Origin of the sequence: Hyphomicrobium facile (assembly GCF_900116175.1) — a bacterium.
GTDB classification, from domain to species: domain Bacteria; phylum Pseudomonadota; class Alphaproteobacteria; order Rhizobiales; family Hyphomicrobiaceae; genus Hyphomicrobium_B; species Hyphomicrobium_B facile.
The window spans coordinates 1,435,870-1,462,005 of the sequence record NZ_FPCH01000001.1 but is presented as its reverse complement, the minus strand read 5'-3'; the positions used below and the strand labels follow the sequence as shown (position 1 = coordinate 1,462,005).

The 26,136-nt window shown below is 57.2% G+C and carries 19 protein-coding genes and 1 riboswitch; of the genes, 8 read left to right on the top strand and 11 right to left on the bottom strand.

Annotated elements, in window-relative coordinates; translation table 11 throughout:
* Together BM399_RS07015 and BM399_RS07010 are read right to left on the bottom strand one after the other, a co-directional pair.
* On the bottom strand, positions 1-520 hold a 520-nt coding region (locus BM399_RS07015), incomplete at its 3' end, for a sugar phosphate nucleotidyltransferase (RefSeq protein WP_244531112.1).
* Positions 521-538: 18 nt separating this feature from the next.
* Entirely contained in the window at positions 539-2,500 is a 1,962-nt protein-coding gene (locus tag BM399_RS07010; protein WP_092865990.1) for a glycoside hydrolase family 5 protein, read from the bottom strand.
* A 400-nt stretch (positions 2,501-2,900) separates the two neighbouring features.
* On the opposite strand from BM399_RS07010, the gene BM399_RS07005 reads away from it, so the two are divergent.
* A complete protein-coding gene (locus tag BM399_RS07005) occupies positions 2,901-3,896 on the top strand; it encodes a glycosyltransferase family 2 protein (RefSeq protein ID WP_092865987.1) in 996 nt (331 codons plus the stop codon).
* A 30-nt stretch (positions 3,897-3,926) separates the two neighbouring features.
* On the opposite strand, the gene BM399_RS07000 is transcribed toward BM399_RS07005, so the two are convergent.
* Positions 3,927-4,997 carry a glycosyltransferase family 4 protein gene (locus tag BM399_RS07000; protein WP_143111357.1) on the bottom strand — a complete coding sequence of 357 codons (1,071 nt, stop codon included), beginning with the start codon at positions 4,995-4,997 and terminating at the stop codon, positions 3,927-3,929.
* Positions 4,998-5,599: 602 nt separating this feature from the next.
* Here BM399_RS07000 and BM399_RS06990 point away from each other — a divergent pair.
* From BM399_RS06990 to BM399_RS06980, 3 genes are read left to right on the top strand one after another with little or no spacing between them, the layout of a single operon-like run.
* Positions 5,600-6,313, top strand: coding sequence for a sugar transferase (locus BM399_RS06990; RefSeq protein ID WP_244531111.1), 714 nt, complete (start codon positions 5,600-5,602; stop codon positions 6,311-6,313).
* 41 nt (positions 6,314-6,354) lie between these two features.
* On the top strand, positions 6,355-8,025 hold the full coding sequence (locus tag BM399_RS06985; RefSeq protein WP_092865979.1) for a tyrosine-protein kinase domain-containing protein: 1,671 nt from the start codon (positions 6,355-6,357) through the stop codon (positions 8,023-8,025).
* Between the two features lie 2 nt (positions 8,026-8,027).
* Entirely contained in the window at positions 8,028-9,248 is a 1,221-nt protein-coding gene (locus BM399_RS06980) for a polysaccharide biosynthesis/export family protein (protein WP_177228069.1), read from the top strand.
* A 21-nt stretch (positions 9,249-9,269) separates the two neighbouring features.
* Here BM399_RS06980 and BM399_RS06975 read toward each other — a convergent pair whose 3' ends face one another.
* Genes BM399_RS06975 through BM399_RS06965 form a run of 3 tightly spaced genes read right to left on the bottom strand, consistent with a single transcriptional unit; the run spans position 9,270 to position 12,402 of the window.
* On the bottom strand, positions 9,270-10,538 hold the full coding sequence (locus tag BM399_RS06975) for a hypothetical protein (RefSeq protein WP_092865973.1): 1,269 nt from the start codon (positions 10,536-10,538) through the stop codon (positions 9,270-9,272).
* The gene (locus BM399_RS06970) at positions 10,528-11,304 is read right to left on the bottom strand and encodes a WecB/TagA/CpsF family glycosyltransferase (protein WP_092865970.1); all 777 of its coding nucleotides are present in this window, start codon (positions 11,302-11,304) and stop codon (positions 10,528-10,530) included. Before BM399_RS06970 ends, BM399_RS06975 begins: the two co-directional genes overlap by 11 nt.
* A 15-nt stretch (positions 11,305-11,319) precedes the next feature.
* Positions 11,320-12,402 (bottom strand): glycosyltransferase family 4 protein, encoded by a 1,083-nt coding sequence (locus BM399_RS06965; RefSeq protein ID WP_177228068.1) that lies wholly within the window; start codon positions 12,400-12,402, stop codon positions 11,320-11,322.
* A 360-nt stretch (positions 12,403-12,762) separates the two neighbouring features.
* Between BM399_RS06965 and BM399_RS06960 the strand changes: the two genes are divergently transcribed.
* A complete protein-coding gene (locus BM399_RS06960; protein ID WP_092865964.1) occupies positions 12,763-14,073 on the top strand; it encodes a lipopolysaccharide biosynthesis protein in 1,311 nt (436 codons plus the stop codon).
* Between the two features lie 202 nt (positions 14,074-14,275).
* Positions 14,276-15,016 carry an adenosylcobinamide amidohydrolase gene (locus tag BM399_RS06955; protein WP_425284061.1) on the top strand — a complete coding sequence of 247 codons (741 nt, stop codon included), beginning with the start codon at positions 14,276-14,278 and terminating at the stop codon, positions 15,014-15,016.
* Between the two features lie 19 nt (positions 15,017-15,035).
* Here the strand turns inward: BM399_RS06955 and BM399_RS06950 are convergent, their stop codons facing one another.
* The 3 genes from BM399_RS06950 to BM399_RS06940 form a co-directional block, all read right to left on the bottom strand.
* Positions 15,036-15,587 (bottom strand): hypothetical protein, encoded by a 552-nt coding sequence (locus BM399_RS06950; RefSeq protein ID WP_092865961.1) that lies wholly within the window; start codon positions 15,585-15,587, stop codon positions 15,036-15,038.
* An 81-nt stretch (positions 15,588-15,668) separates the two neighbouring features.
* Positions 15,669-17,708: a TonB-dependent receptor plug domain-containing protein gene (locus BM399_RS06945; protein WP_092865958.1), complete on the bottom strand. Its 2,040-nt coding sequence runs from the start codon at positions 17,706-17,708 to the stop codon at positions 15,669-15,671.
* 240 nt (positions 17,709-17,948) lie between these two features.
* Positions 17,949-18,174, bottom strand: a riboswitch (cobalamin riboswitch).
* Between the two features lie 111 nt (positions 18,175-18,285).
* A complete protein-coding gene (locus tag BM399_RS06940) occupies positions 18,286-19,014 on the bottom strand; it encodes an HWE histidine kinase domain-containing protein (RefSeq protein ID WP_092865955.1) in 729 nt (242 codons plus the stop codon).
* 360 nt (positions 19,015-19,374) lie between these two features.
* Here BM399_RS06940 and BM399_RS06935 point away from each other — a divergent pair, with 360 nt between their 5' ends.
* Positions 19,375-20,202 (top strand): LssY C-terminal domain-containing protein, encoded by an 828-nt coding sequence (locus BM399_RS06935; protein ID WP_092865952.1) that lies wholly within the window; start codon positions 19,375-19,377, stop codon positions 20,200-20,202.
* Positions 20,203-20,387: 185 nt separating this feature from the next.
* Here the strand turns inward: BM399_RS06935 and BM399_RS06930 are convergent, their stop codons facing one another.
* Positions 20,388-24,110, bottom strand: a complete 3,723-nt coding sequence (locus BM399_RS06930; protein ID WP_092865949.1) for an autotransporter outer membrane beta-barrel domain-containing protein — start codon at positions 24,108-24,110, stop codon at positions 20,388-20,390.
* 490 nt (positions 24,111-24,600) lie between these two features.
* Here BM399_RS06930 and BM399_RS06925 point away from each other — a divergent pair, with 490 nt between their 5' ends.
* Positions 24,601-25,401 (top strand): pentapeptide repeat-containing protein, encoded by an 801-nt coding sequence (locus BM399_RS06925; RefSeq protein WP_092866519.1) that lies wholly within the window; start codon positions 24,601-24,603, stop codon positions 25,399-25,401.
* 97 nt (positions 25,402-25,498) lie between these two features.
* On the opposite strand, the gene BM399_RS06920 is transcribed toward BM399_RS06925, so the two are convergent.
* Positions 25,499-25,936 carry a c-type cytochrome gene (locus tag BM399_RS06920; RefSeq protein ID WP_092865946.1) on the bottom strand — a complete coding sequence of 146 codons (438 nt, stop codon included), beginning with the start codon at positions 25,934-25,936 and terminating at the stop codon, positions 25,499-25,501.
* Between the last annotated feature and the right edge of the window lie 200 nt (positions 25,937-26,136).

The following is a 26,136-nucleotide window of genomic DNA, read 5'->3' as shown; positions in this document are numbered from 1 at the left end:
ACGCATGACCGTCGAAACCCGCGAGCGCCGCGCCGCGCTTGATGTAACCGTAACCCGTATGCGGTTCCGTCGGCTTGATGCCGAAGAGGACGAGCTTGCCCGTCGCCGCAACCTCCGCCGCGCGCCGGATGTTCTTGGCGAACGCCGCGCCGTCTTCGATGACGTGATCGGACGGCATGACCGCGAGAACGGCGTCCGGATTGTCGGCAAGCGCAATCAGCGCCGCGACCGCGATGGCCGGCGCCGTGTTGCGCGCGATGGGCTCGAGCACGATGGCGCGCGGCTCGAGGCCGGCGCGTTCCAACTCCTCGCGCACCAGAAACCGGTGATCGTTGTTGCAGAGGAGGATCGGCCGCTCGAAACCCTCAGGCGCCGGCAGCCGCCCGAGCGCCGCACCGAGGAACGACGCGCTTTGACCGTTGAAGAAACGAATGAACTGCTTCGGATACATCGCCCGCGACAGCGGCCACAGCCGCGTCCCCGAACCGCCCGACAAAATGACTGGGTAAATATTGCTCACGGCGTCCCCTAACGACAGTCAGCGCGGAATGTACTTTTTAAGTTGGTCAAGCATCGGCGGTGCCGCGCCGCCTGGGAAGGGTCGCGGCTCGACGAGATAGGGATAGTTCTTATCCCACCAAGGGCCCGCGGCCCAATACGTGAAACCTATGTAGCCTCCCTCGGAAGGCGTCGCCATCGCGCTCTTCCAACTGTTGAGCATATCCTCGCCCTCATGGAGACAAAGGAAATTATTGGCCCACCCCGCCTCGCCGATGATGCCCTGCATCTTGTATTTCTTCAGCCACGTCGTGAACGGATCGAGACGATGCGAGCCGCTGAGCGGCATGCAGAAGGAGGATGTCCCGGAAGAATCCAGGTCAAGATATTGATGAGCCTCGACCGCGAAGTTGTTCAGAGGATCGTACGCCTTGAGAACCTGCACGCTATTGTCAGATGAATCCCACGAGTGCGCGCCATCCCAATAGGAACCTTGAAAGACGATCTTGTTCGGCACACCGGCATCGCGAATGGCCAAAGCGATTGTGTTCGCCGTCTTTATCCACTCGAGCGCCGACTGTTCGTGCGGCTCGTTCATCAGGCCAAACCAGATGTACGGGTTGTTCTTGAAATGCACGGAGAGATTGGCCCAGAGCTTCGCTAACTTTTGATTGGAAACACCGTTGGAACCCGCCAGTCCAAACCCCTTGCCGTCGTCGCTATAGTACGATCCGTAATTGTGCATATCCAGGATGCAAATGATCTCGTTGCGCGCACACCGTGATGCCACGCGGCCGAGTTCCTGCAGGTCTTGACTGCGAATGTCTCTATCAGGACCAGGCTGGATGTTTTGAAACTTGAACGGGACGCGAAGGATCTTGAACCCCTGCTCCTTGGACCAGTCGATGCGCGCATTTTCCGGATAGACGTAATCCTTGTTGAACGTAGTGCCCTGGCCGAACTCACCGCTCGCCATATTGACGCCCATTGCGGGCTTCGCCGGAGGCAAAGTCCAGTCCCCGAGGTGAACGCCCGCGCGACCCGCATCGATCTCCCCGGTCTCGTTGTCTTTGAGACCCAGAACAAAATCTCCCGATTTTGGATCGTCGCGCGCGGTCATCGTGAATTTTATGGGAAACTTCGTTTGAGCATCGAAGGTCAACACGCCGCTCGCAGGATCGTACGTTCCCGGCGGCACCGCCGCAGCGATCGCATCACCGATCTTACCCTGAAAGGCACCCTCATCCACCGTACTGCTCGGATGGATACCGATGCCAATCTTGGTCGGCTTCTTGATCGCGGCACCGCTTTCATCAAGCTCAAATATAACGCTTTCGCCTGCGGCAATCGCCGGAACGGAACGCAAAATCGACCATCGGACTGCGCGATCGTCACCACCTGCAAAGCGTGGGCCCTCGGTCACGAGCTTGAATGTTGATGAGTCATGGATCGTGGCCGGATTGACCGACCCTGGAGCAATCATGAAATCGATCTGCTCCTGCTTCCCTGGTGCCCACGGAGCGGCATCGCTGCCCGTGAAATTTCGCCCGCGCGCAAACTTGAACGGGAAATTTAATTCATAGGTGCCAGCGGACAGGCGATATTGAAAATCATGCGATGTCACAGGCTCGAGCGACAGACCGGGCCGCGATGAAAGAGCCTTCTGCGCGGCCACATCATAAGACTCCTCCAACAGATTGTCGTCGCTCGCCACTCCCGAAATTTGCATTTGAACCGTTTGCCCATCGGTCAGACGGCAGGCAAACAGATGAATATTGAAACTATCGCCCTCCGATAAGACGAGAGGGTCGCCACCGATGACATAAACGCCATCCTGCTTGTTCCGGCAAAAATCATCCGGTGACTTTTCGCCATGTGTATCGTTAGTGGCGAGGTCATTTCCGGCAGCCAACGTCCGCGAACAGAACACGCCTGCCGGGGTGAATGCAGCTGTCACGAGCGCGATTAGGGCAACGGAAGGCAGCTTGAAGTAATCAAACATCGTCCCGCTCCCGGATGCTCTGCTGTCAACGGCCCCGCAACGATTGTCGAACGCCGTCTATCGCGGATAGCTGTGGCTCGCTTTGGAAGGCGCTTCGAGATACGCCCAGCGCCGCACCAACACGCGTTCGCCGGTTTGGCAAAACTGGTGATGTCGCGCAGGTGCCCAGCGCAAAAGGGATAACTCCCCACGCTGATGAATGCAGTGAAACAACAACACCTACTCCTGCTCTCGGGGGAAGTTCCCGCCAGCGAGCCTGAAGCCATTTTTCGTACTGCGCCGTTTATGCGTCATTGATTCTGAGCAGCCGAACCGGCTTGATCGTCATCGACGAGAACGAGACACCTGAGCGCCCCAGGGAACCCTGCCGCACCTTGCCGCAGACGAATTGGAGCATCGAATGCCTGATCCGGTGAGTGTGTGCATCCCGACCTTCGAACGGCCTCAGCTCTTGAAGGCTGCAATTCACTCATGCGTAACGCAAGCCTATCGGCCTTTACGCATTATCGTTGGCGACGATTCCCGCACGACCGAAACCAGCGAAATGCTCAAAGCCCTCGCATTGCCTGACGGTGTGAGCATTGAGTATTTGCCAAGGGCCGCGGTCGCGTCCCAGCGCGACAACATCATTAGGTTATTCAATCACGTCACCACGCCGTACGTATCGTTGCTGCACGACGACGACATGTTCACGCCGGGCGGAATGGACCTAACGATCAAGGCCGCCTACGAAAGTCCCTCGGCGATTGGCGCTTTCGGCGTCCAGCAAATTATCGACTCAAGCGGTGCGCTGCTGGCTGCGGAAACAGAGCAATTCAATAAAACGTACCTCAGAACCGAAGAGTTCTTGGACCGCATTCATAGCGTTTGGTTTTCGGTTTTATCACTACAGTTGCCGAGCAACGGTTTTTTGCTAAGGACCGATTTGGCAAAACGTGCGGCAACGGCGTTGCCCGCCAACCCCGGCTCTGCAGTTGACGTGGCTTTTGCCCTGCGATTGGCGGAATTGAGCGGCGACGCATCGCTCTTCCTCACCTCCAGCGTAACGCATCGCTATCGGCTGACGCCCGGAGCCGAAACCGAACGCCTTGATCATCTTCCGATCTACGCATTTTTGCGAGAGGTCAACGTTCCCGCCGCCTACCGCGATCTTCAAAGGCAGCGCTTGGCGATTTTCTTGGTTGCGGCTATCAACGAACGATTAAGCCGCGGAGACGTGAAAGCGGCTCGCGAATTGGTACTTTCGGACGACTATCCGGCGGCGCGGCGGTTGCAGCCGATGGGCATCTTTCACACGGCCGCAGCGCATCTGAGATTGCCACCCTCTATCGTTCGCCTACCCTACGCGATCAGCCGCAAACGGCGATTTGCGCACCAAACCGCCGTAAAGGCCTGAAACGCGCGCACGACATTCGAACCGTAAAAGCTACGAGCCGTTGCGGCGAACCAAAGCATCCAACGCCGCGGCGTAAGTATGCCGGCCAAGATATGACAAGAACTCGGCCTTCGCCTCGCGTGCCCGCTTGATCGAACCGGCAGGATCGCTTCTCACTTTTTGAAGTTCGCGCGCAGCAGACTCGACCGACGGCTCCGCCCACACGGCATCCGAAACGCCGTGATACGCTGGATCGTCATCGGCAAACGCAATGAGTTTGTACGCCACGGCCGACATCTTGTCTGGCGAGCAGAAATCAACATTCCCGGACCAGCCCGTCGCGATAACGGGAACCTCCATAAGTATCGCCTCTGCGATCGTCAGCCCAAAACCTTCCGAGCGGTGCAACGAGATGTAGACGTCCGACGAGCAATAAAGTTCTGACAGTTGCTCATCCGACCAGACTTGATCGATGACGCTTATATTCGGGCTCTCCCCGATCTCGCTCCTGATGGCAGCGAGATCCTGCGGATAACGCTTGCCTTGCGATGTCTTCAGAACAAGCTCGACGCCCTCTTCATCGCCGAATGCTGCTCTAAACCCGCGTATGACCGCGAGCGGATTCTTCCTTTCGAAGGAGGAACCCAAATTGAAGATGGAAAGAACCCGGAAAGTCCCGTTTTTCGGCTTCGAAGGAACCACATTGCCCATGTCCAACTGGATCGGATGAGGCACCGTTAGCACCGGCTTCGTCGTGTAGCGTTGCATCGTTCGTTGGCAAAAACGACTTGGAACCATGAACGCATCGACGAACCGCATGGCGTCGATCCAGTCCTTCGGCAAACACTCGAGTTCCCACGCCCAATACGCGATGTTGTACGAGTTGTAGTAGGAGCGAAGCCCTGCCGTAATGATCCCCGGCAGCAGCATCGGCGCGTTCAAATGAAATATCGAAACATTCGTTTGAAGGCGGGGGGAGCCACGTTGATACGTTACATCATCCCCGCTCGAGTAAAATCCCGCAACGTCACTCGTCGAAACTTCGCAGCCGTATTTCTCAACCTGCTGAATGCAGAGCCGCGCCGAACGGCCGAGCCCGGAGGCCGATGACAGAAGTCCCACGACCTTGATCTTCGTTGGTGGGCCCTGAAGAGAACCACGCGCAGGCGGTATGATCCTCGGCAAAATATGACGGCGGGCAAAGCGGACAGGCTTTCTGAAAAGTTCACTTCGCAAGAGTAGCCATTTTAAAAATGGATCAACTAAGCGCCTGTGATCGCATAGCGGGACGAATCTGAAAAAGTGCAATGCCTCACGATCGGCCCAATAAGATACGACGCCTACGGACAAAAAGACGCATTGGTCATGCTTTCACTTCTGCAGTTGATAGCTTAGGTTTTTGCAGTGCGACCGTGAACCTCCGCTGCAACGCATAAACCGGAGAACGGACTTTTTTCTTATTTAGAAAATAGTAGCGCGACGAAAAGCCAGACAACGAGCGACACGCCTCCGACGAATAGAAGCCCAAGCAATCGGGCTCTTCCCTTGCTGATCTGAGCAGGCGCCAGCGAACTGGCGGCATCGGCAGTCGAACAAATATGTTCCTGCGTCGGATCGCTTTTTTGTTCGCTAGAATTGATCGATGAATGAGTGGAGTTCATTTTTTCTAATACCTGAGTAGATCTCAGATCTGCGCTGAGTTACCTCAATTTGGAGGAGCGTGCATGCATTTCCGCACTGTCTCTGACGCCGAAACAATTCTTCTTAACGATCAATTTCAACACCGTGAGCTTGCCATCTCCGCAGAATCCGGAGTGCAAGCGCTGCTTCATGCGCGCGCCCATAAGGCCAATACCGCTTTCTTGAAGCGCTCATTGGATATCACTGTATCGGGCGCGTTGCTAGCGTTTCTGGCGCCGAGTCTCATTCTGATCGGGCTTCTCATACGCTTGGAATCCGATGGACCTGCATTGTTTCATCAGAAGCGCTTCGGTCGGAATGGCAAAGTTTTCACATTAATGAAGTTTCGCAGCATGAAGGTGCAAGAGTCCGATGGCGCCTTCGTTCAAGCGCGAAGCGCCGATCCACGCGTCACCCCTCTTGGCCGATGGCTTCGTCGAACCAGCATCGATGAGCTGCCCCAGCTGTTCAACGTGTTGATGGGAGACATGTCATTGGTTGGCCCTCGCCCTCATGCTCTTGCGATGGACCAGCATTACGCCCGTATCGTTCCCAACTATTTAGATCGACTTCTTGTTCGACCTGGTCTGACCGGACTGGCTCAAATCTCAGGCCTGCGCGGCCCGACGAACACCATCGAAGATATTTCGATGCGCGTAAATCGCGATCGCGCCTATGTACGGCGCTGGTCGTTCCTGTTGGACCTCAAAATTTTGGCCCGCACGCCTCTTGCCCTGTTCGGGCCAAACGCTCTCTGACCAAGCACCACCTGAGTTCTCGGGCATAGAAAGGCGCTTTGATGCTGGTTCGCAACCACGATGCGCGGAGGGCGCCCCCCCATTCCAGCGAATTCCTTTGGGATACCATCTCGCGCCACCGAACCATTCTGATCGCTTTCCCGGCACTCTTTCTCGCGATGGCTGCAATCTACGTATCGATGAGAGGATCGACCTATACCGCAGCGTCTCGATTGGGCATCGACAATCGAATTCTTCAATTCAATCCCCAGGAGGCCATCCTCCCGACGTCGTCGATAAGTTCTCCGTTGCTGCAGAGTCAGGTAGCGATCCTCCTGTCCGATAAAATCGCCCGCGATGCAATGAAAGCGTTGGGCCTGACCAACGACCCAGAATTCCTGCCCAAGTCCTCCGTGCCAGAGACAGAGCAAAGGAAGGAAGCCCAGGTTCTCGATAAACTACAAAGCAAAATACACGCGAGCCGCATCGGCGAAAGCTATCTGATCGACGTACGCGCAACGTCGGTAGATCCGGTCAAGGCCGCGAAAATAACGAACGCCGTGGTCAAGGCGTACCTGGACGATCAGGCGAATTCGAATGCCGACGTCGCGAACTCCGTTAGCCCATGGTTGCGCAGCAAAGTCGCGTCACTCGGAACAACCGCTCGCGTGGTGAGCGAAGCAACACCGCCCTTGAAAAGAGACCAGCTGCCGGACGGGTTCATCCTGGCGCTCGGGCTCGCATCGGGATTGGTCTTCGGCTTCACCTTGGCGTTCACATTCGACTGGTTCGACAATCGGATAAAAACGCGCGAGGCCGTTGAACGGGTGTGTGACGCGGAATGCTTCGGCATGCTGCCCTGCATGAAAAAAGCACCATGGTACTCGAAACTGGCAACACGCAATCGATCACCGCGCACGAACCGCCAAACCGTCTGGACGGATCCGTCTCTCCTTTGGGCAATCAACAATCCGCAAAGTCACTTCGCTCATGCCCTGAGAAATACCCGAGCGGCTATTCTCGAGCACAAAGACAGCAATCCCGTCATTATCGGCATTACATCTCCTGCTTCCGGCGAAGGAAAATCAGTCGTAGCCGCCAATCTTGCTAGACTTATGGCGATCACGAATCAGAAAGTCCTTCTGGTCGACGCGGATCCATATAACCCTGGCCTTACCGCATTGCTTTCCCCCGGAGCCGCCGCCGGATTGGCCCAAGCACTCGATGGCCGAAATCTCCCGGATATCCTTTGGACGTGCGATAAGACCGGCCTCGAATTTCTGCCCAACCCAGCGAGCGAGAACGGCTCACACCCAGGTTCCCTCCTGAACGCGACGAATGAAAAATTCTTCAACGAATTGGCGCGTGAGTACGACAGGATCCTCATCGACCTGCCGCCCCTTGATCCGGTTCCAGACGTTCGTGAGGCTCAACCGATTGTGCACGGAATACTCCTCGTAATCGAATGGAATAAAACTTCGGCCGAGCAGCTGGCGATGATCTTGGATTCAGCGGGTCCCGTAAGATCCAAACTTATCGGCGTGCTCCTCAATAAAGCCAGCGACAAAATGTTTCGCGGGCGCCGTTCGCCGTCGCCGCAATCCCATGCATCAGCCCACACGAAAAGTAAGTTCAATCCTTCGTCGAGAGGCCTTGGAATGGACCCGCCCGGAGACAACGTCGGAAAGGGTACTCCACCGGTCCCTCATATCGAATGGACAGCGGGAGAGTAAAAATGCCGAACGCCCTCATACGTGCTTTATTTGGCTTGACACTATTTCTCATCGCCCTACCTGCAACGCCGCTCTTCGCAGCCGACTACACCCTCGATACGGGCGACAAAGTTCGCATTGCTGTACACGACTGGCCTGATCTTTCCGGCGAATTCAATGTCACCGCGACAGGAACGATCTTCCTGCCCCTGGTCGGTGAAGTGCCAGTCAAAGGCCTCACCGCTTCCCAGGTAGCAACCAAGGTCGCAACCGAGTTGCAGCAGCGGCAGAAGTTGAACGACATCCCGAGCGCGACGACGGAAATCGTCATTTTCCGGCCGTTCTACGTTCTCGGCGATGTGCAAAGCCCTGGCGCTTTTCCCTTCAAACCGGGCTTGACCGTCATGCAGGCCGTCAGCGTAGCCGGCGGATACTATCGCCTCGTTGACGTAGCATCGTTGCGCCTCGAACGCGACGCGATAGCCGCGAAAGGCGACATCGACGTATTGCAGACGCGCATGAAACAACTTCTCGCCCGCCAGATAAGATTGGCAGCAGAGCAAAGCGGCGCAAAGGACTTGGTCTTTCCATCCGAATGGAGCAAGTTGGACAGCACCTCGCCTGAAGCACGTCTCGTCGCCGAGGAACGAGCCATCTTCGCGACGAACAACGACAGCTTCGAACAACGCAAGTCGACATTCGATCGCTTTCATCAAATCTACGAGGGCGAGGTCACATCGATCAAAGCGCAAATCGAAAGCGAGCGAGAACAATATCGCTCGGTGCAAGACGAACTCGCAAGCGTCACAGGGCTCGTGGCCCAAGGCTTGACGCAGAAACCCCGTAAGCAATTGCTCGAGAGAACGCTCGCGCAAGTGTCAGGAAATATCCAGGGTATGAATACGCTCGTCTTGCAAGCACAGCAGAACATCAGCCAGACCGAGCAAGCGAAACTTGATTTGCAGGTTCAACGAGCCGAACGCATCAATCGAGACACCCAAGCGACTCGCGCCGAAATAGATGACACGAAAGCAAAGATCGCGACCGCCAAGAGATTGACCTTCGAAGCCCAGGTGGCGACACCGGACAGCCTGCTTCGCACAACCAAGGGCCACTTCACGATTGCGAAGCAGGGCCAGGGCGAAGCAACGCCCGCGAACGCGGGAACGCGGCTCGAGCCCGGTGATGTGTTGACAGTTGAGCGCTCCCATTCCCCAGAGCCGACCGAAGCCGCCCAAAACTAAACAGGAGAACCAATCACGAAGCTAATCGCCAGCAGCATAATCTTCAGGCATCGGCTTGATCGCCGCTCCGTACAAGAACCACAGAAATGCGGCGGATTTGATTGAAAAGAGCGAATAGCTGACAAGCAGATTGAGCCCGATGAAAAGGGCGACCGCATGTGTTGCACGCCGAATGCGGAGCCGGAGTTCCATGTCCGGAACACGATCGCTCGCGACGAGCGTTGTGAACAACCACACGAAACATCCCCCGAGCAGGGTTTGCGTAACGATCAGGTAAGTCAATCCGCTATCGAGATTGTCGTTGATCTCGCTCCATTGGGCCATGCCCAGCATATCGTAAAAATTGAGATTTCCCGCGAGTTCCATCGTTTTCGCGACGCGACCACCAAAGTCGTCACTCAGAGGATCTGGGTGAAATGCATAAACCCCGATTGCGCCGAGTGTCAGGATCGCCGGCAAATAGAAAACGGCAGCGCGCGAAGGCAGCTTGGACGCCAGCGGCACACAAAGCAGGATAAGGGCCGAAGTGACCGTCGCAAAACGCCCATCGCAGGCAACCAGCAGAAAGGCTGTCGAAACGATAAGCCAAGCGCGCATGATCGACGAAAGGGTCGGCCAGAAGCAGATGAGCAAGATCACGACGATGCAAACGTAATTACCGAGCGAAACCGGCTCGAGAAATAGGGAGGAAACGCGGTGAATATCGACAAAGGAAAAAAAACGCTCGCCAGGCCGTGTCGCACTGACGAAGAGCGACGAATCCGAGTTCCAGAAATCGTCAGCCGCAAAGTTGCGGGAATTTATGTAGTAACTCCTGACATCAAAGATGTCCGAGAAGAGATCGGGATAGGCGATCTCCAGGAGAGCAAAGAAAACAACAACGAATTGCAACTTGGAAAACAATGATACGGGATTGCTCGAATACCGCAAACCGAGCATCACAAAGACCGGTATCGACAGCACGTCGCGGATATTCTTTGCAACCAGCTCATCTCTAAATAGGCTTATAACCAAGCCGATGCCAATGAACAGAAACATGAGCGCAAGCCACGGGCGATCATGAGGGGCGAGCGTCAATACCAGAAGAAGGGTGCTGCAGAAAAATATCAGCAACTCCGCTGCGATCACCTCCCCATTCGTCACGGCCACAACGTGTGCATTGACGGCCGCGAGCACCGCGTTGAACGCCAGAGTTGCGATCACGATTCCGGCGATCAGCTTATCGACGGCTTCTCGCGTCAGCAGGCCGGATGGAATATCTACATGCGGACTATACCGCTCATAATTCACGCCTCAGCCTCCCCCACGGCGAAGAGACCGCGATTCGATCGAGCGCAACGGCCGCAAGGAACCAGATGACTTCGATTGTATATCGCCGCCACAGCCGCGACGGCTCCTGAGTTATCCGGAATAGCCATTCGCACTTTGCGGTCCGCAGCCAGCGGGGCGGGCGCTTTACGCGCCCGGTTTCGACATCGAGATAACCACCGACACCCAGAGCAAGAACGCCGCAAGCCGAGACCTTCTCCGACATCCATTGTTCCTGCTTCGGATTCCCAAGCGCGACGAGCACAACTTTTGCATGCGCGCGCTTGATCGCGTCTACAGCTACATCTGGGTTATCGCAGTACCCGTCGCACACTCCGCATATTTCGGATTGGTATTTCTGACGGAGGATCTCAGCGGCGCGGCAGACGACCGCCGGACGAGAGCCATATAAAAACACCGGCGTCCGTTTAGGCAGTCTCTTGAGCAGTTCCGGCGTTAAATCCGTACCATTTAAATTCTCAGGAAATCCCTTTCCGTACAAAATCCGCGAAGCGATATCGACCCCCACGCCGTCATTCAAAACAAGCATTCCACCGAGCTGACGCTGAAGCAGCGGGTCCCTCCGCGCCTTTAACAACAAGTTTGCGTTCGCAAACGCCACATTTATGGATCGGGAAGTTCGCAGCCCATCGACAATAACATCCAGAGCTTCGGACTTACTGAGTGTGGCGACATCAACACCAAATATTTTTCGGCTTGGGAGCCGTGGCAAACAACTTTGCGACATCCCAACTCCTCGATGCTAAGTCTCGCTGGCAATCACATCCTGGTAGGTCGCTTCAATTCGAGCCGCGGCGGGTGGCCAAGCACACCCCAACGCAAAGCGACGCGCGCGTTCTCGATCCTGAATATTCTGTGTCTTCTCCCACTGGAGAAACCGTTCGGCCGCAATCTCGGCATCGGCAAAATCAAGCAACAAACCTGTTCTCGAGCGCTCAAAAATCTCTTCAAAAGCAGAATTCTTTTGCATGACCGGCAAAAGCCCGGCCGACATTCCCTCCACTTGCACCAGTCCGTAGCCTTCGTACTGCGACGCCGACACCGTGAACCCGCAATCCTTGATCAACGCCTGAAGCTTGGCGCCATCGAGATACCCAAGTCGATGAATGTTGTCGGTCAATTTGGCGGCGCGAATTTTGTGGTTCAAACGCTCCATATCGGCGGCCGTTCCTGAGCCGACGATAAAAAGCTTTCTCGTGCTATCCGCCATCACCAGATGCCCAAAAAACGGAATCAGCCGATCGACGGATTTGTTTTCGGCAATCCGGCCCCAATAAATTAGGTGATGACCGCCCGCGTAAAGCCAAGGAAACGGCTCGACGGGGTTCAGCAACACCTCCGACCGGATGCCGATCTCTTCAAGCTTCCTCTGATCGCTATGGCTCACCGCGAAAATCTTCTTCGCCTGCGATAGCGTCACCCGCGAAATGGTCCTGAAATACAGATCTTTGAGCTTGTCGAATTTGTGCGTGTGAAAAAAGAGGCCGTGCGAGGTCACGATCAGCGGCGGAACGCCCAGTCTTCGATAGATACTGATGAGATCGGTGAATTGATCCAGAGAGTGCAGATGAATGAGATCGTATCTGCGCAATAATTTCGGCGATAGGAATGGAATGAAAAAGCGGCTGAAGCCGATGTATCGCACGCGCACGACAACCGCACGATTGACTCGCTGCACCTTTTTCAATTTGCGCGACGTGCCGAACAGCCGGTCCAGAGTAAGGACCGTGACGCGAGAGGACCCGGACTGCCTTTCGACAAGTTGCCTTACATATTCCTCCAGACCTCCGACCGATGGAGGGTACTGGCGCACAACGTGCAGCACGCGAAGTGGCGGCTTTGAGTAGGCATCCATGGCAGCTACTCGCGAAAAAACTACGAAACGCGCTGCCCACCGCGATCACCGTAACTCCCGGAAAAGCGAAAGTAACCGTGGACAGCTGACGCAGGGTTTTTGGTTATTCGATCACTAACGCGATATGCGCCGCACACAGATCGTTAGCGAAGCCTCACCGCACGAAACTTAGTTTTTGGCACTCCACCTGATGCGAGCAGCGCTCAAATGTCCCGTTGCTCATCGCGCCTATGCGCATTCTCATCGATGTACGTAGAGCGCAAGCGTCACTGCGATATTCACTCGTCCGACAGACCATGAGCTTCTCAACTCGACGATGCAGCAGGGCACATGAGCAGCGCGAAATATTCGTCTTTCGCAGAGTGGAAGCTGCTCGCAACCTACGTTTCTCGTGAGCGAATAGAGCAATCGACCGCGCTGTTCATGCGGATTTGCGGCGCGGGGCTCGGCTACATCATCATCGCGCTTGCGGCTCGCGCTACGACCACGCAAGGCTTTGGCGATTTCGTTCTGCTGATGTCATCAGCAGCACTCTTTGGCGGCGTCGCAACCATCGGCCAAGAGTCGATATTGCTTCGCGACTTGCCCCTCGTCGTCGCGCGCGGAAATCATGGGTTTCGCCCTCTATTGAAACGCTGCTTAATCATCGCCGGCGCAGGGCTGCTGTTTTTCGCGGCCGTCGGAATGCTCTACGGTTACCACGCGCTTCGGTCTTCGGACTTTGAGATTCTAGGCCTCCTCGGCGGCCTCGTTATCATGAGCGGATTGAACGAGCTGAACTTCGCAATTCAGCGGGGATGCGGACATACCTTGCCGGCGGTGTTCGCAAAGGAAATCGCTTGGAAGCTGATCTTGGCGGCGGGCCTGGTCGTCATCGTCTTCGGGCATGCGCATCCCAACGCGACACTCTTGGGTTGGCTGCTTCTGGTGGCTTACCTCGTCCCGATCGCAATTTCGGCGGCGTTTGTGCTGCGTGCTTGGTACAGAACTCCGAAAGGCGATCCCGCCGCGCTTTCAGAATATCCGAAGCCCAGCGGCCTTGCGTTCTTCGCGCTCAATTTCATCAGCCAAGCGGGAACGCAAATCGACATTCTCGTTCTCGGCATAATGTCTTCGGTATCGAGCGTAGAACTCGGCGCCTACTACGCAGCCCAGAGGACAATTCAGATTCTGTATTTGCTGCCCTATGGAGCTGCGATCACCAGCGCGCCCCTCATTCCGTTGGCATATAGCGAGCATAATCCCCGCGAGATCGTGAGGCTATCGCGACAGATCTCGCGAGGCGTTGGCTCGATCGTCGTGTTCTTGTCAGTTGTCTTGCTGATCTTTCGAACCGAGATAATGTCGATATTCCGGCCGGAATTCGCGAAATACGCGATCCTCCTACCAGTCCTTGCGCTCGGGCCTCTGGTATCCGCAATCGGCGGCTTGCATAGCCTCGTCGCTCCGATGTGCGGGATGGAGCGCGAATACTCACGCGCGCGCATCTGCATCATCGCCGCGGGAACAGCCGCCAAGATCATTCTCGCAAGCCAAGGGCTGCTTCTGGGGATAGCTCTGTTCAACGCGTTCGAGGCGATCGTCACCGCCGCAGTCGGAGTCCTGATGGCCCGCCGGCGCCTCGGCGTTTGGATCGTCTAGCGGCGTTCCACGCAGTTGCGCGACAAGTACCCCCTGACAAATGTTGCATGATCGAACCCAAGCACGGCGCGGAGACATCTCGACGCTTGGCAACGGGCGGAACCACGGCTAATCCAACACAAAGCACGCTGCGATCCTGCGTTGGGTCCCCTCGCATTCGCACAGGCGTACAACTCGCATAGACCCCAGGGCACGACAGTTGATGAGACGAAAGGAAGATGCGGCGGATCAGGTAACCGGAATGTGCGCTACCGACCTTCCAAGCGTTCCTTTTGCCCTCTCCCACACGCACCGGCTCCTGCTCGCAAACTTCCATGAGCCCCAGCAAATGCTGAGTTGGTCGCTCACAAGGCCGGGATTTCAAAATGCCCGGCAGGTGGCCTGGATCGAAATCCGCGATGCCGATTTGCCTGCCGGTCAGGACCCCGAGCAGATCATTGCCAGCCGCATCGCGAAAGCCAAACTGGCGGATGCCGTCTCGCTCATCACGTCGCGCGACGTAAGCAGGCATCACACGTCGCAAGTCGCGGTTGAGGACGACGTTGCGACGTGCGTCACCACCGTCGGGCTCTCGAATGGGGAGAGAGTAGGCCAGCGGTTCGCCGCCGCACGAACGAGCGTCGGTACGATCAACACGATGGTGCATATATCAAAGTCGCTTACGGAAGCGGCTTTGATCGAAGCGATCACGATTGCAGCTGAAGCAAGAACGGCCGCTATTCTCGATGCTGGTGTGCGCCGATCCGGCGTCGCGATTACGGGGACCGGCACCGACTGCATCGTCGTGGCGGCACCCCGTGGCGGCTCCGTGCGGTTCGCGGGAATGCATACGGCCGCCGGCGAAGCAATCGGAGCGGCGGTCTACAAGGCAATGCGCGACGGCATAGCCGCATGGCTCCAGGACATGGAGGCCATGCAGCTCGCCGCCGTCGTAGAAGGCTAGAGTTGTAGAAGGCCGGGATTTAAGCCGTTGCCGGGAGAGCGTCTTCAGACCGGATCAACGAAATCGCGACCGCCGCACGATGCAACAGAAGCAAACCGGCGAACGCCGCGAGATTGATCATCAAGACGCGCTCCACAACCGCCGCGGAGAACGCCTCATCCGAAGATCCGAGAACAAATCCGGCTCCATAGAGCGCCGCCTCGTATGCCGCGAAAGCTGCGAGAAATGCGCCGGCGAGAACGAGTGGCGATGATCCCGCAGCGACCGAGACGACGCGTGTTCCCAAGAACGCAACAACGCTAGCAACGCCGATTGCAGCGCCCCAAGCGAACGAGTCCGCCGTCATCGGATAGTCGAGAATTCCATAACCGACGACCTGATTCGCGAGCCAAGCCACTACGACCAGCGCAACGCCTTCGCCGCTCTTCATTTTCGTTCCGGCGATCGCGGCGACGGCCGCGAGCGGCGCAGCGCACGCGAATGTCAAGCTGCCGGCGATCGTGAGAGCGGCGATCAACGCGATCCAAAGTCCGGTGGCGGCGTTGTCGTTGGTGAGCGTCTTCAAGGTCATTCGATGTCTCCTGTATTGTCAGATAATAGCACAGAGGCAGTCCGAGGCGAGAGGGCGTTTGACTGCCCTCTCGCAGGAGTTTCAGTTCGTGAACCGAAGACCGGCATAAGCGCCAATCCCGGTCCCTTCGAAGCCGTTCGGATTTTCGTAGTGTTTGTCGAAGAGGTTGTCGATCCGCCCGAAGAGACTGATGCCGTCCTTGAGGTTATAGTCGGCCGCCACGTTGACCAGCGTGAAACCCGGCAGAGTGACATTGGCATAGGTTGAGCGATCGATGTCGGCCGCTTCGCCGATGTAGACCAGCGACGCGGTCAGCAGCAGCGGATCATAGGGCGTCCAGCCGGCCGACAAACTCGCCTTGTTGCGCGGACGGCGAAGCAGTTGCGCGTGCGTGATTTCGTTGGTCGCCTCCGTATAGGTATAGTCCGCGCGAATACGAAGGTTGTCCGCAACATCGGCCGACGCAAAGACTTCCACGCCCGAGGTTCGGGCTTTGCCGACATTGTCATATGACGTGTAGGTCGCGTTGCTTTCGATCAGATTTGTGATGTCGTTGAAAAAGTAGGTTGCACCAAACTGAGCGCGCCCTCCGAGAATGGCCTGCTCGAATCCGGCATCCATGCCAAGACTTTCCTCGGGCGCGAGGTTCGGATTGCCATAGAAGTACGGCGGAGAATCCTGGAACCGCTGGCTGAGCGTCGGCGCTTTGAACGCGGTGCCGATGCTGCCCTTCAGCTTTGTGCCCGTCGCTTCGATGACGTAGGCCGGCGCGACGCGCCACGTAGTGTGACCGCCGAAGCTTTCGTTGTCATCATACCGGACGTTGGCGACAAGGAAGAAGTTGCGGAAGATCTCCGACTGCAGCTCCGCGAATGCCGCATTGTTCCACTCCTCGGCGAACAGAGCCGGGGAATCGAGCTGCTCGTTATGATGCTCGGCGCCGGTCACGATCGTATAGCCGGGGCCCACGCGAAGAACGCTGCGCCAGTCGTATTTGAAACGTTCTCCTTCGCTGGAATTTCTCCCCGATAAGGGATCGAAGTTGTACGTCTGGAGATTGGCATAGTTGACGCCGAAGAAGTTCGTCAGGTTGCCACCCAGCGCCATCCACACGACTTCGCCGCGCGTAAAGAGCTGATCGAAATCCGAACGCGACAGCGATGAACTGGGGTGGCTCGGATAGTCGTAATTATCGCTGGTGTAGTGCAACGTCGCATCAGTATAGCGAGTGACGAAATTCACCGTCACGTCCTTTGTCAGGTCCACGCCGATCTTCGTCGAATACGTCCAGTTGTCGTAACGGTTGCTGTGGCGCGCCTCGCCTGGCAACAGAAGATCGAACGGCGTAACCGGCGTATCGTCGGCACGAAAATGCGAAGCGTTGAACGAGTAGTTGTAGCGGTCTGTCCCGCCGCTGATGCTCGTTGCCTGGTTGAACGTGCCGAACGAGCCGCCTTCGATCATGCCGGTGGCCTTGGGCGGTCCCTTCCCCGCCTTGGTATTGATGACGATGACGCCGCCCAAGGCATCCGCGCCGTAAAGGCCGCTCTGCGGGCCGCGCAAGACTTCGACGCGTTCGATGTCCGTCGTCAGCAACTGGCCGATGTCAAAGCTGCGGTTGGAATTGCTCGGATCGCTGACGTCGATGCCATCGATCAAGATCTTCGTGTGATTTGAGTTTGTTCCGCGCATGAAAATTGAGGTCTGGCCACCGGGGCCGCCCCTCTGCACGACGTTGAGCCCCGGAACGCTCTTGAGAACGTCCGGCAGCGTGCGGCGCTGCTGCGCCTGGATTTCCTTTGATGTGATGACCGTAACGGAGCTTGCGATCTGCTCGACAGGCGAGGCGATGCCGGTCGGCGAAACGGCCACATCCGAATTATCGGCGCCACGGGCCGTCCCTGCGGCCCCGCCGCCGGAATTACGAGGTGTCGAGCTTTGTTGAGCGGCAGTCGGCGCCTTCTTCTTCGCCTGAGGATCCTCGGTGGATGTAACTGTGACTTCCGGGAGATCGGTAAGCGGCGCAGTGGATACTTGAGCGCTGGCTTCGATCGCGGAAAGTGATGTGATTGTACAGAGTATGGCTGCACTTGCGGTGCGGCGCATGAAGACGCGTTGCATGAAGACCCCCGTCGCATGACGTAAGGGTGGATCGCTCCCAGAGGGCATACCGGCAAAGGCTCAGTGGATACCCGCACGCGTCCTCGTTCACGTCTCCCCAAGGGATCGTGTTCAAACTGACGTTCGGCGCAGTATTTTATCCCCTCAGCGCAACGACCCGCACGACCTGCGTGGCTCCCCACCGGTTGACACATCAGCCGCCGCTACGGGTTTCCGCTCTTCCGCGCCCCACGCACGGGAGATGGGCAGCTTGTGATGGCAGGTCTCCTGACTTGCGGCTCGAGCGTCTTCTCCGACCTTCCCGAGGGCCTCCAGAATGAGGCCATCAGTGGTATAACCGGAGCGGACTCGCCGCTTACAGTTGCGGGGGCAGTCTCGGCATTGACACCAAAGGTGTCGCACCGCGTTCCCATTTTCACCATCCGCGCGACTTCACGCGAATGGAACCGTCACATCGCCATAAGCACACGATCGACGATAACGAGTCAATGACGAAAAACTGCCACACGCGGCAGAAAGCGGAGCGCTCGGGCAGGACACTTCCGAGAAGAAAACGCGCCAGCAAATTCGAGGCGGATCATTTCTCGATTGATGCGATAGGAACCTGGACCGTGCAAACGACGCCGGACGGCCCGAAGGCGAGCTTCGCCCGTTCATCGCGAAACAAACTTTGCTCGATCAAGCGTGATCCAAAACTTCGACGCGTGGGAGCTTTCACGGCCGGGCCGCCCTGTTCCTTCCAAACCAGGCGTAACGATTGTTGGGTCGTATCGCCTTCAGCCACGATTGAGACCGTCCCCGTCGCGCTGGAAAGTGCGCCGTACTTTGTCGCGTTGGTGCACAATTCGTTCAGCATCAATGCGAGCGGTTGAACGGCCAAGGCCGTAACGTCGACATCGGGAATTTGAATTGTGAAACGCCCGTGATCCTGAACATCAAACGGCTCGATAGCAGCTTTCACGATGGAAATTAGGGGTGTCGGGCCCCAGCTTGTTTCCAACAAAAGACGGTGCGCGCTGCTCAATGCCGTCAAACGATGCCGGATTGCATCGCCGGCTTCTTCCAAGCTTTGAGCGCTGCTGATGCTTTGGGATGCAATCGCCTGGGTCACCGCCAGCGTGTTTTGAACGCGATGGTAGAGTTCTTCCATCAGCAGTGTATGCAATTTGGCCGCAACATCCTGTTCGGCAGAATGCAAGCCAGCCTCGATCAGCAAGCGGCGAAGGTCCGCATTCTCAAATTTCAGACGGAACTCTTCATCGGAAATTTTTGCGCTTCCCGTGCTGCGCAAACTATGCTCGACCATCGACTTAAAACCCAGTCAGAGGAACTACGGACCGCGATCTGATCTCTCAAATTGAGCCACTACCGTATAGTAACATCGGAGCGGCCGCTACATTCTGGCTCAAGCGTGTTGAAGGCTAAATGGTTGGTCGGCCGCGGTGACCGGGCCCTAACAGACCTCGATCCAACAGCTCCGGTTAGTGTCACGAAGCGGTCATGCACTTGCCCACCTCACCGGCGACATGAAAGGTAGCGGTTAACGAAGACGCTATTAGCTGGCGGAATCGATCGATCTCGGAAAAGTTTGCGATTGCATCCCTTATTCGCGCGTCGAATTAGTACGCACGTGACCCGGGGAGCCATTGTCGGGAGAGAATAGATTATGCGGTTAGCAATTCGCACATTGCAGCGGATAGCTATTTTCGGCCTCGGCGTCTTGAGCGTCTGGCTGATTGTGGATGTCTTTGAATTGGTCGACCGCAGACTGCCGTGGATCCTCGCCGTGAGCGCCACGTACGTCATCGGCGCGTATCTCATTCTCCCGCGCGCCGTCCGAATGGGTCTGAAAATTCTGCAACGCCAACACGTGCCGAGCTTCACGATCACGGGAGACGGCCTGCCGGGCGACCCCGTGAACTTGGCATTGGCCGGCACCGCGGCTCAGCTCCGTGCTGCGTTCGCGGCTGCGGGCTGGACCGAAGCGGATAAGTTGGACATCGGCAGCTCGTGGCGAATGGCACGGGCCTTCGTTCTCAACACGCCGTACCCGACCGCGCCATTCAGCACGCTCTATCTTTTTGGACGCGGTCAGGACGTCGGATTTCAAAAAGCGATCGAAAATAGCCCGCGCAAGCGGCACCACGTCCGCTTCTGGGCCCAAAATCTCAAGGATGCCGAGACGGACTGGAACTCAGCCGCCTTCTGGCTGAACGACGAGCGCCCAGCGGACGATGAGCACGTGCTCTGGGTGGGAGCCGGCACCAAGGATACCGGCTTATCTTTGACGCGCATGACATTTCAAATGACGCACGCGACCGACTCCGACACCAACGCCGAACGGAATTTCATCGTCGAGGAATTGAGCAAGCGCGGCGTCATCGGAAAAGTGACCAACTATAAAACCGGCGACGAGCTGGTCACGAAGCACGTGAACCACTACGTCACCGACGGTGATGTCGCCGTAGCCGAATTGGCAGCTCCGACAAGTTGATTGGCATTTAGGGCCGCTCCCCGTCGCTGTCTGTGTTCCCGACTGACCAACAAGCTGAGGCCTCTGATTCCCCGCTAAGTCGGAAACGAAATTTGAGCCCAGACGTGCGCGCGTAAAGCGAAAAAGGGGACCGCGAATTAACGCGATCCCCTGCCTTGATGACCGAGCCTCGAACGAGGCCTGGATTAGAAGTGAACGTCGATACGGGCCGAACCGATGTGCGCCAGGTAATCCTCGCGAACGTTGGCGTCGTAGTTCAGTTCGAACGTCGATTCCGCGCTGATCTGAGCGAGCATACCGACGCCGAGCGCTGCAGTGTCTCGTCCAACCGCGGGGCCGCCTGCAGCAAAGGTACCGCCGCCTGCTGCAAAGCTCGCCGTGACGTTCTGTGCGTCGTCGGCAAATTCATGCAGCCACAGTGCGCGGCCCTGGATGACAGTATCGTTCGCGATGGGAACGAGCACCTTCAGACCGAGGCCGGACACCAGCGAGTCGTTATCCTGGCTGGCAACGTCGAGCGCCATGCCGCCATCGCTGCTCTCCGTATAGCCGTTCTGGTGAAGCCGCGAATACGTCAGCGATGCGACGGGCGTAAGGATCGTGCTGGCGAAACGCATGGGAGCACCGATTTCGACCGAAGCATTGAATTGACCGCCGTCATGGCTGCCCTCTGCCTTATCGGTGAAGGGAATGGTCAGAACACGCGTGGTGTCATAATCATTCCAAGTGAAGCCCGTGCGCGCCGACGCATACCATCCCGATCCCTTGACCGCACCGTAGGCTTGGAACAGGTAGCTGTCGATTTCGGTGTGGTTTCGCGAAGTATCTCCGTCGCCGGTAATCCGGGTATTCGCATAACCACCGGCGACACCGACGCGAACTCCTGGTGAGATCCAGTTGTCGTAACCGGCAAGTGCACCGTAGATGCGAGCATCATAGCCGTCGACTTGTTCGCGTCCATTTTGGTTTAATCCGGCTCCGAAGGCTTGGCCCCAAAGCGCTGCACTGCGCGGCGCAACGAAGTCGGCATCATCCTTGAGCCCACCGCCGAGGTTCGAACGGTTCGGGTCCGACGGCTGCTTCATCCCGAGCCCATAAGGTCCGGATGCGACCGGCGCTGCACCGGTGGCGCCAACTGCATTGAGGCGCATATCGATGTGCTGTCCGACCGCATTGTTCAAAGCAATCGCCGCTTGCTGGGTGGCGAAGTTCGTTTCAGGAGCAAGCTGATTGCCGGCTTTCCTTACGTCGTCCTCGTCCTCGACGCCGAGCATCGCGACGCCAAGCTCACTATCGAAGCCAAGAAGAGCGTTGATGGCGCTTGCCCCCGGTTTGGAGATGCCTTCGATCTCGTTGGCATCGACCACGTCGGCGGTGATGATCAGGTTATTGGAGACGACGCTGGCGTCCCAATGCATGAGGGCAGTCTCTGCGACCTCCGGAAGTCCGGTGATGCCGGTTGTTGTGGTGGCGACCGTGAACGACTCGCCCGACCAGACCACGCGTTCGAGGTTCGCGACAACTGCCGCATCGTCGTCGGCGTTCAGGTGTCCCGTGATGGCGAGAATGCCGTTGCCGCTATTCGTGATCGTCGTGGCGAGCTTGGCGTCGTCGTCGAGCGTGACGTTACCGACGACGTGAAGCGTGTTGTCTTCGAGATCGATCGTGCCCTTGTTGAGAACGTTGCCCTCGATCGTGCCCGTGCCCTTCAGCGTGCCGTCCTCGCCGATGTTGGCTGTCGGCGTCTTCAGGGTTCCGGCGACGTTGAGAGTACCCGCGTCGATGTTCGCAGCAGACAGGAACTCGAACGTCTTGCCGAAAGCTAACGTCCAGTTCGGGCCGCCCGACGCCGCCGGTGCATCATCATCGTCGTCATCGTCACCGCCGCCTGCGTCATCGCTTGCGGCAAGTTTCAAGGTAGTGAACTTCGATACGTCCCCACGCAACGTGCCCGTGCCCTCGAGATTGAGGATGTTGTTACCCGTGCCGGTCGTGGCGGTAATGTTGCCCGTTGCGGTGTTTACCGAGCCATCGTCCTTGCGGCCGAAACCGTCGTCAACGAGAGTGACGGTGTTCTTTGCGCCTGCAACGTCTTTGATCGTGATGTTGCCATCAAACTTGCCGCTGTTTTCGATGCTGTTGTCGCTGGCAACCGTCTTATTGATCGTCTGGGAACCATACACGCCGTTGGTGATTGTGCTGGTGGCGTTCGTGATCGTGAGATTGCCGGTGAAGCTGCCGCTGTTCTCGAACTCGAACGTCTTGTCGCCGCGGATCGTGAAACCGGCGCCCTGACTGGTATTGTTCGAGGGCCCCGGGTTATCGTCGTCACCCGCGAGGACCGTCACGACGGAACCCGAAACGGTGCCGTAAGTCGTGTCGCGCTGATCGACGTCGATATTGCCGACGATTTTGCCTTCGTTCTCGAGCTCGTGCTCGCCGTTGCTATACCAGAAGTTACCTATGATCGTGCCGGACGCCTTGTTCTCGATCTCGCTGTTCGCCTGGCCGGTATGGCTATTGATGAGCAGCCTACTGTCGACGGATCCGATGCCCGAAGTGCTCAGCGCATACCAACGCAGGGCGTTGCCGTTCACGGAAAGTATATCGCCGTGGACAGTACCGTAGTTGGTGAATTCGAGTTCGCGGATTTCGCCGCCATTGGACACCGAGGCAATCGCATAGCCCTTGGAATAATCGCCTGACGACGATAGGTGCTCGATGGTGCCGTAGTTGGTGATGCTCTGCTCTTCGGCGCGGAGATAGAGGGCGCCGCTGTAGTCGCCCTTGCCCTGAATAAGGCCGCCAGCTCGGTTGTTGACGGTGATCGATTGCGCCTCTTCTTCCGAATAGACGCCCGAGACAAGCGCGACGTTCTGCGCGGTGAAGCCGGGCCAATTGGCCTCCGTTGCCGTCGGAGCCGCCGTGGCTGATACCGCGGCGAGCGTTAGCGCCGTCGTGCGCTCGGCAATGATCTTGCCGGAGTTCTCGATCGTAAGGCTCGTGACCTGACCGCCGGCTTCGACGGCTGCCGTCGTGCCAATGCCGTCGTGCGTCGCCTTGATCGTTCCGCTCGCATTGTTCTGAATGAGATAGGTTCCGGCAACAGACGTCGTCACGCCTTTGACCGTACCGGTATTGGACGCCGAGGTGATTGTCGGCGACGCCCCGGTCTGGTTGGCGGTGATCTCGGCGCCCTTGATGCTGCTCGAAATTGTGCCCGAGTTGATGATGACGTTGTTGTAGGCAACGCCGTTGACGGTCGTCGTGCCGCCGTAGTTCGAAACGATGGAATAGCGCTGGTCGCCGGCACCGGTATAGGTTGACGGGACCACACCCACGACAGTCACCGTATTATTGACCGTGTCTACCGACTGTATGACGAAAGCTTGCCCGGGGGCAAAGTCGTCACCATCGTAGGAACCCAAGACGATCGATTGATTGACCCAGCCCGCGTTGACCGTCGGCCCGAGCTTGATCGTCGTCGTCGTCGCGCCGACGGTCACGCTATCGAACGTCGTGCCGTTGCCAGCATTTATCGTCGATGCGCCCATCACGACCGCGGTGTGATTTCTTCCCGAGCCACCGTTGATGATCCGGTCGTTTGTGATAGTGCCGTTATTGATGAGCTCGCGTCCGTGCCCATCGAATTGCAGCAGCACGTTGCTGCCCGACGCCTTTGTCGTGGTGTCCACGTACGTCGTATTGTCGTTGACGGTCAAATTGGCGTTAGGGTCCCCGCCCGCATTGTTACAGAGCACGGTGACCGCATTTGAATTCGGCGAAGCGACCGATCCTGCGCACGCGGCCAGCGCCTGCTGCGACACCCCCATGCAGAGCGCGGCCCCAAGGGAAGCAAGCATCAATTGCGCGGCAGGACGCCTCAAAACGTGGTTTGACACAGACATGACTTTTCCCCCCACCCGGACGACCCCGGCTGGCCATTGTTGATTGATTGCTTTTGAGTGGTTCCGTTGGCTCGTCGGCCGGTCGCGGATTTAGACGTGCAAGTTCCGCATTCGTCGCTACCTGTTACTAAGACCCACGCTGATTGACCTGCTTTTAACGGTTTGTTGATATCTGCAGGGCAACGGCCGGAGATATAGGACTAATTCCCAGATACGAAATAATGCGGCGAACGTCTTTTAGCGTTGCAACTTAGTTACACCGGACTCAAACGTAGCCTACGCGCCAAAGCGTGGATTTCACTGCAGAGGCAAGCGCATCTCGGCCAACAGCTCCGAAAAGCGGCCGTTCGAGCCCCGCGTTCTGGGCCTCTGTCGATGGATAATTTTTGGCCTTAGGCCGCCCTTGTAAGAGCCGGGGTCGAATACGTACATATCTGTGCAGCACCCGAGATGCGGTCATTCGATCGCTGGTGCTGCCCCGATGGTCCCGATGTTGAAATTCATCGCTGCGAGCTACGCAGCAATCCTGACGATGGCCAGCTTGCCGCCTGCTGTGGTCGCTCAAGACATGACCGGCCTCGATACCTCCTCTCCCGCCTTCACGAAATCTGAGATGACGAGAGCGGATATCGAATCCGGTCTGGCCAAACTTCGGGGAGCAGAGGTTCTTGATCTCAGCGGTAAAAGCCTGAACGGCCTTGACCTCTCAGGCATGGACCTCAGGCGGACCAAGTTGCAGTCCGCGAGGATCAACAACGTCAATTTCAAAGACGCCAACCTTGAAGGCGTCGTACTGGATCAGGCCTGGGCTCTGAAATCCAATCTGACGGGAGCAAAGCTGAAAGGTTCGAGCCTGTTTGCCACGCAGTTCGGTGGGTCAAAGCTTGACGGCGCCGATTTCTCGAACGCCCACGTCGCGGCGGATTTCAGCAATGCCAGCGTCACGGGTGCAAAGTTCGACGGAGCAAATCTGTCAGCCGACGAAAAAAATCAATCGATGGGACTTATGCGCGGTGCCTTCAAGAGCGCCAATCTTGATGGGTCATCGTTCAAAGGCGCCAATATGGCTCGCGTCATGATGGAGTACGCCTCGCTCCGGGGAGCTGATCTGACAAACGCCAACTTGAGAAAAGCCGAGCTCGCCGCGAGCGATTTGACTGACGCAAATGTTCGGGGCGCAAATTTCGACGGCGCAGACGTCGACAGCGCTCGGATCGGCCACCTCATTAATGCCAATGAAGCCAAGAATTTCGACAAGTTGAAAAATGCTGATCGGAGCGTGCGTGATTGAACGCAATCGCTGCGTACGCCTGCCACCCTGCGCGACCCTGGTGCTTGGCATGAGATGGACGGATGTGCCCAGCGCATCACGTCTCAACGCCACAAAGCTACGGCTTGGGTTGGCGCAGAGACATTATATATGCGGCGACGTCGCCAAGTTCCTTCCGCGTCAGATGAACGTTTGGCATTGGCCCATGAGCATTGAGCAACCAATTCGATATGCGCTCGGCTGATTGATCATGAATATTGGCAATCGCGACAAAGCTCGGCACGTCAGCGTTCACAGCCGAGTTAGGCTGATCTCCGATCATATGGCAGTTCGTGCACAGCGCACGAGCAACGGCGCGCCCGTTCTCGGGATCTGGCTTCTTCGCTTGTATCGCTTGTATCGCGCCGGGCTCCTGGACAGGCTCCTGCTCGTTGGATTGAGCATTAGCCAGGGACGTAACGGCACAAGCCGCGGCGGCAATCGCCAATAGGCGGGCAGCAACAGGTGCGTAATGTTTGATGGGCCTGACGCGCCGGCTGATTGTTTGATCGGACATAGGCACGTCGTGAACTCCTGTGGTTCAAGTCACCTAAGCCCTATCGCGACGCGGATCAGTTGCCATTGACGTGGCGCAATCGAGATTGCCAATGTCCGAAACTTCCGTCAAATTTAATGCCAAATGAAACACATATTCTAAAATCAGTGCCATCGAATTCACTTCATCGCGTACATGCCCCGAACATTCTTCTCTGCGCG

Bases quoted from the DNA above. Each gene is read 5' to 3' on its own strand.
- BM399_RS06920 (WP_092865946.1), bottom strand. From the start codon at position 25,936: ATGTCCGATCAAACAATCAGCCGGCGCGTCAGGCCCATCAAACATTAC.
- BM399_RS06970 (WP_092865970.1), bottom strand. From the start codon at position 11,304: ATGTCGCAAAGTTGTTTGCCACGGCTCCCAAGCCGAAAAATATTTGGT.
- BM399_RS06930 (WP_092865949.1), bottom strand. From the start codon at position 24,110: ATGTCTGTGTCAAACCACGTTTTGAGGCGTCCTGCCGCGCAATTGATG.
- BM399_RS06935 (WP_092865952.1), top strand. From the start codon at position 19,375: ATGCGGTTAGCAATTCGCACATTGCAGCGGATAGCTATTTTCGGCCTC.
- BM399_RS06980 (WP_177228069.1), top strand. From the start codon at position 8,028: ATGCCGAACGCCCTCATACGTGCTTTATTTGGCTTGACACTATTTCTC.
- BM399_RS06945 (WP_092865958.1), bottom strand. From the start codon at position 17,708: ATGCAACGCGTCTTCATGCGCCGCACCGCAAGTGCAGCCATACTCTGT.
- BM399_RS06990 (WP_244531111.1), top strand. From the start codon at position 5,600: ATGCATTTCCGCACTGTCTCTGACGCCGAAACAATTCTTCTTAACGAT.
- BM399_RS06985 (WP_092865979.1), top strand. From the start codon at position 6,355: ATGCTGGTTCGCAACCACGATGCGCGGAGGGCGCCCCCCCATTCCAGC.
- BM399_RS07010 (WP_092865990.1), bottom strand. From the start codon at position 2,500: ATGTTTGATTACTTCAAGCTGCCTTCCGTTGCCCTAATCGCGCTCGTG.
- BM399_RS06955 (WP_425284061.1), top strand. From the start codon at position 14,276: ATGAGACGAAAGGAAGATGCGGCGGATCAGGTAACCGGAATGTGCGCT.
- BM399_RS06950 (WP_092865961.1), bottom strand. From the start codon at position 15,587: ATGACCTTGAAGACGCTCACCAACGACAACGCCGCCACCGGACTTTGG.
- BM399_RS06925 (WP_092866519.1), top strand. From the start codon at position 24,601: ATGTTGAAATTCATCGCTGCGAGCTACGCAGCAATCCTGACGATGGCC.
- BM399_RS07005 (WP_092865987.1), top strand. From the start codon at position 2,901: ATGCCTGATCCGGTGAGTGTGTGCATCCCGACCTTCGAACGGCCTCAG.
- BM399_RS06960 (WP_092865964.1), top strand. From the start codon at position 12,763: ATGAGCAGCGCGAAATATTCGTCTTTCGCAGAGTGGAAGCTGCTCGCA.
- BM399_RS06940 (WP_092865955.1), bottom strand. From the start codon at position 19,014: ATGGTCGAGCATAGTTTGCGCAGCACGGGAAGCGCAAAAATTTCCGAT.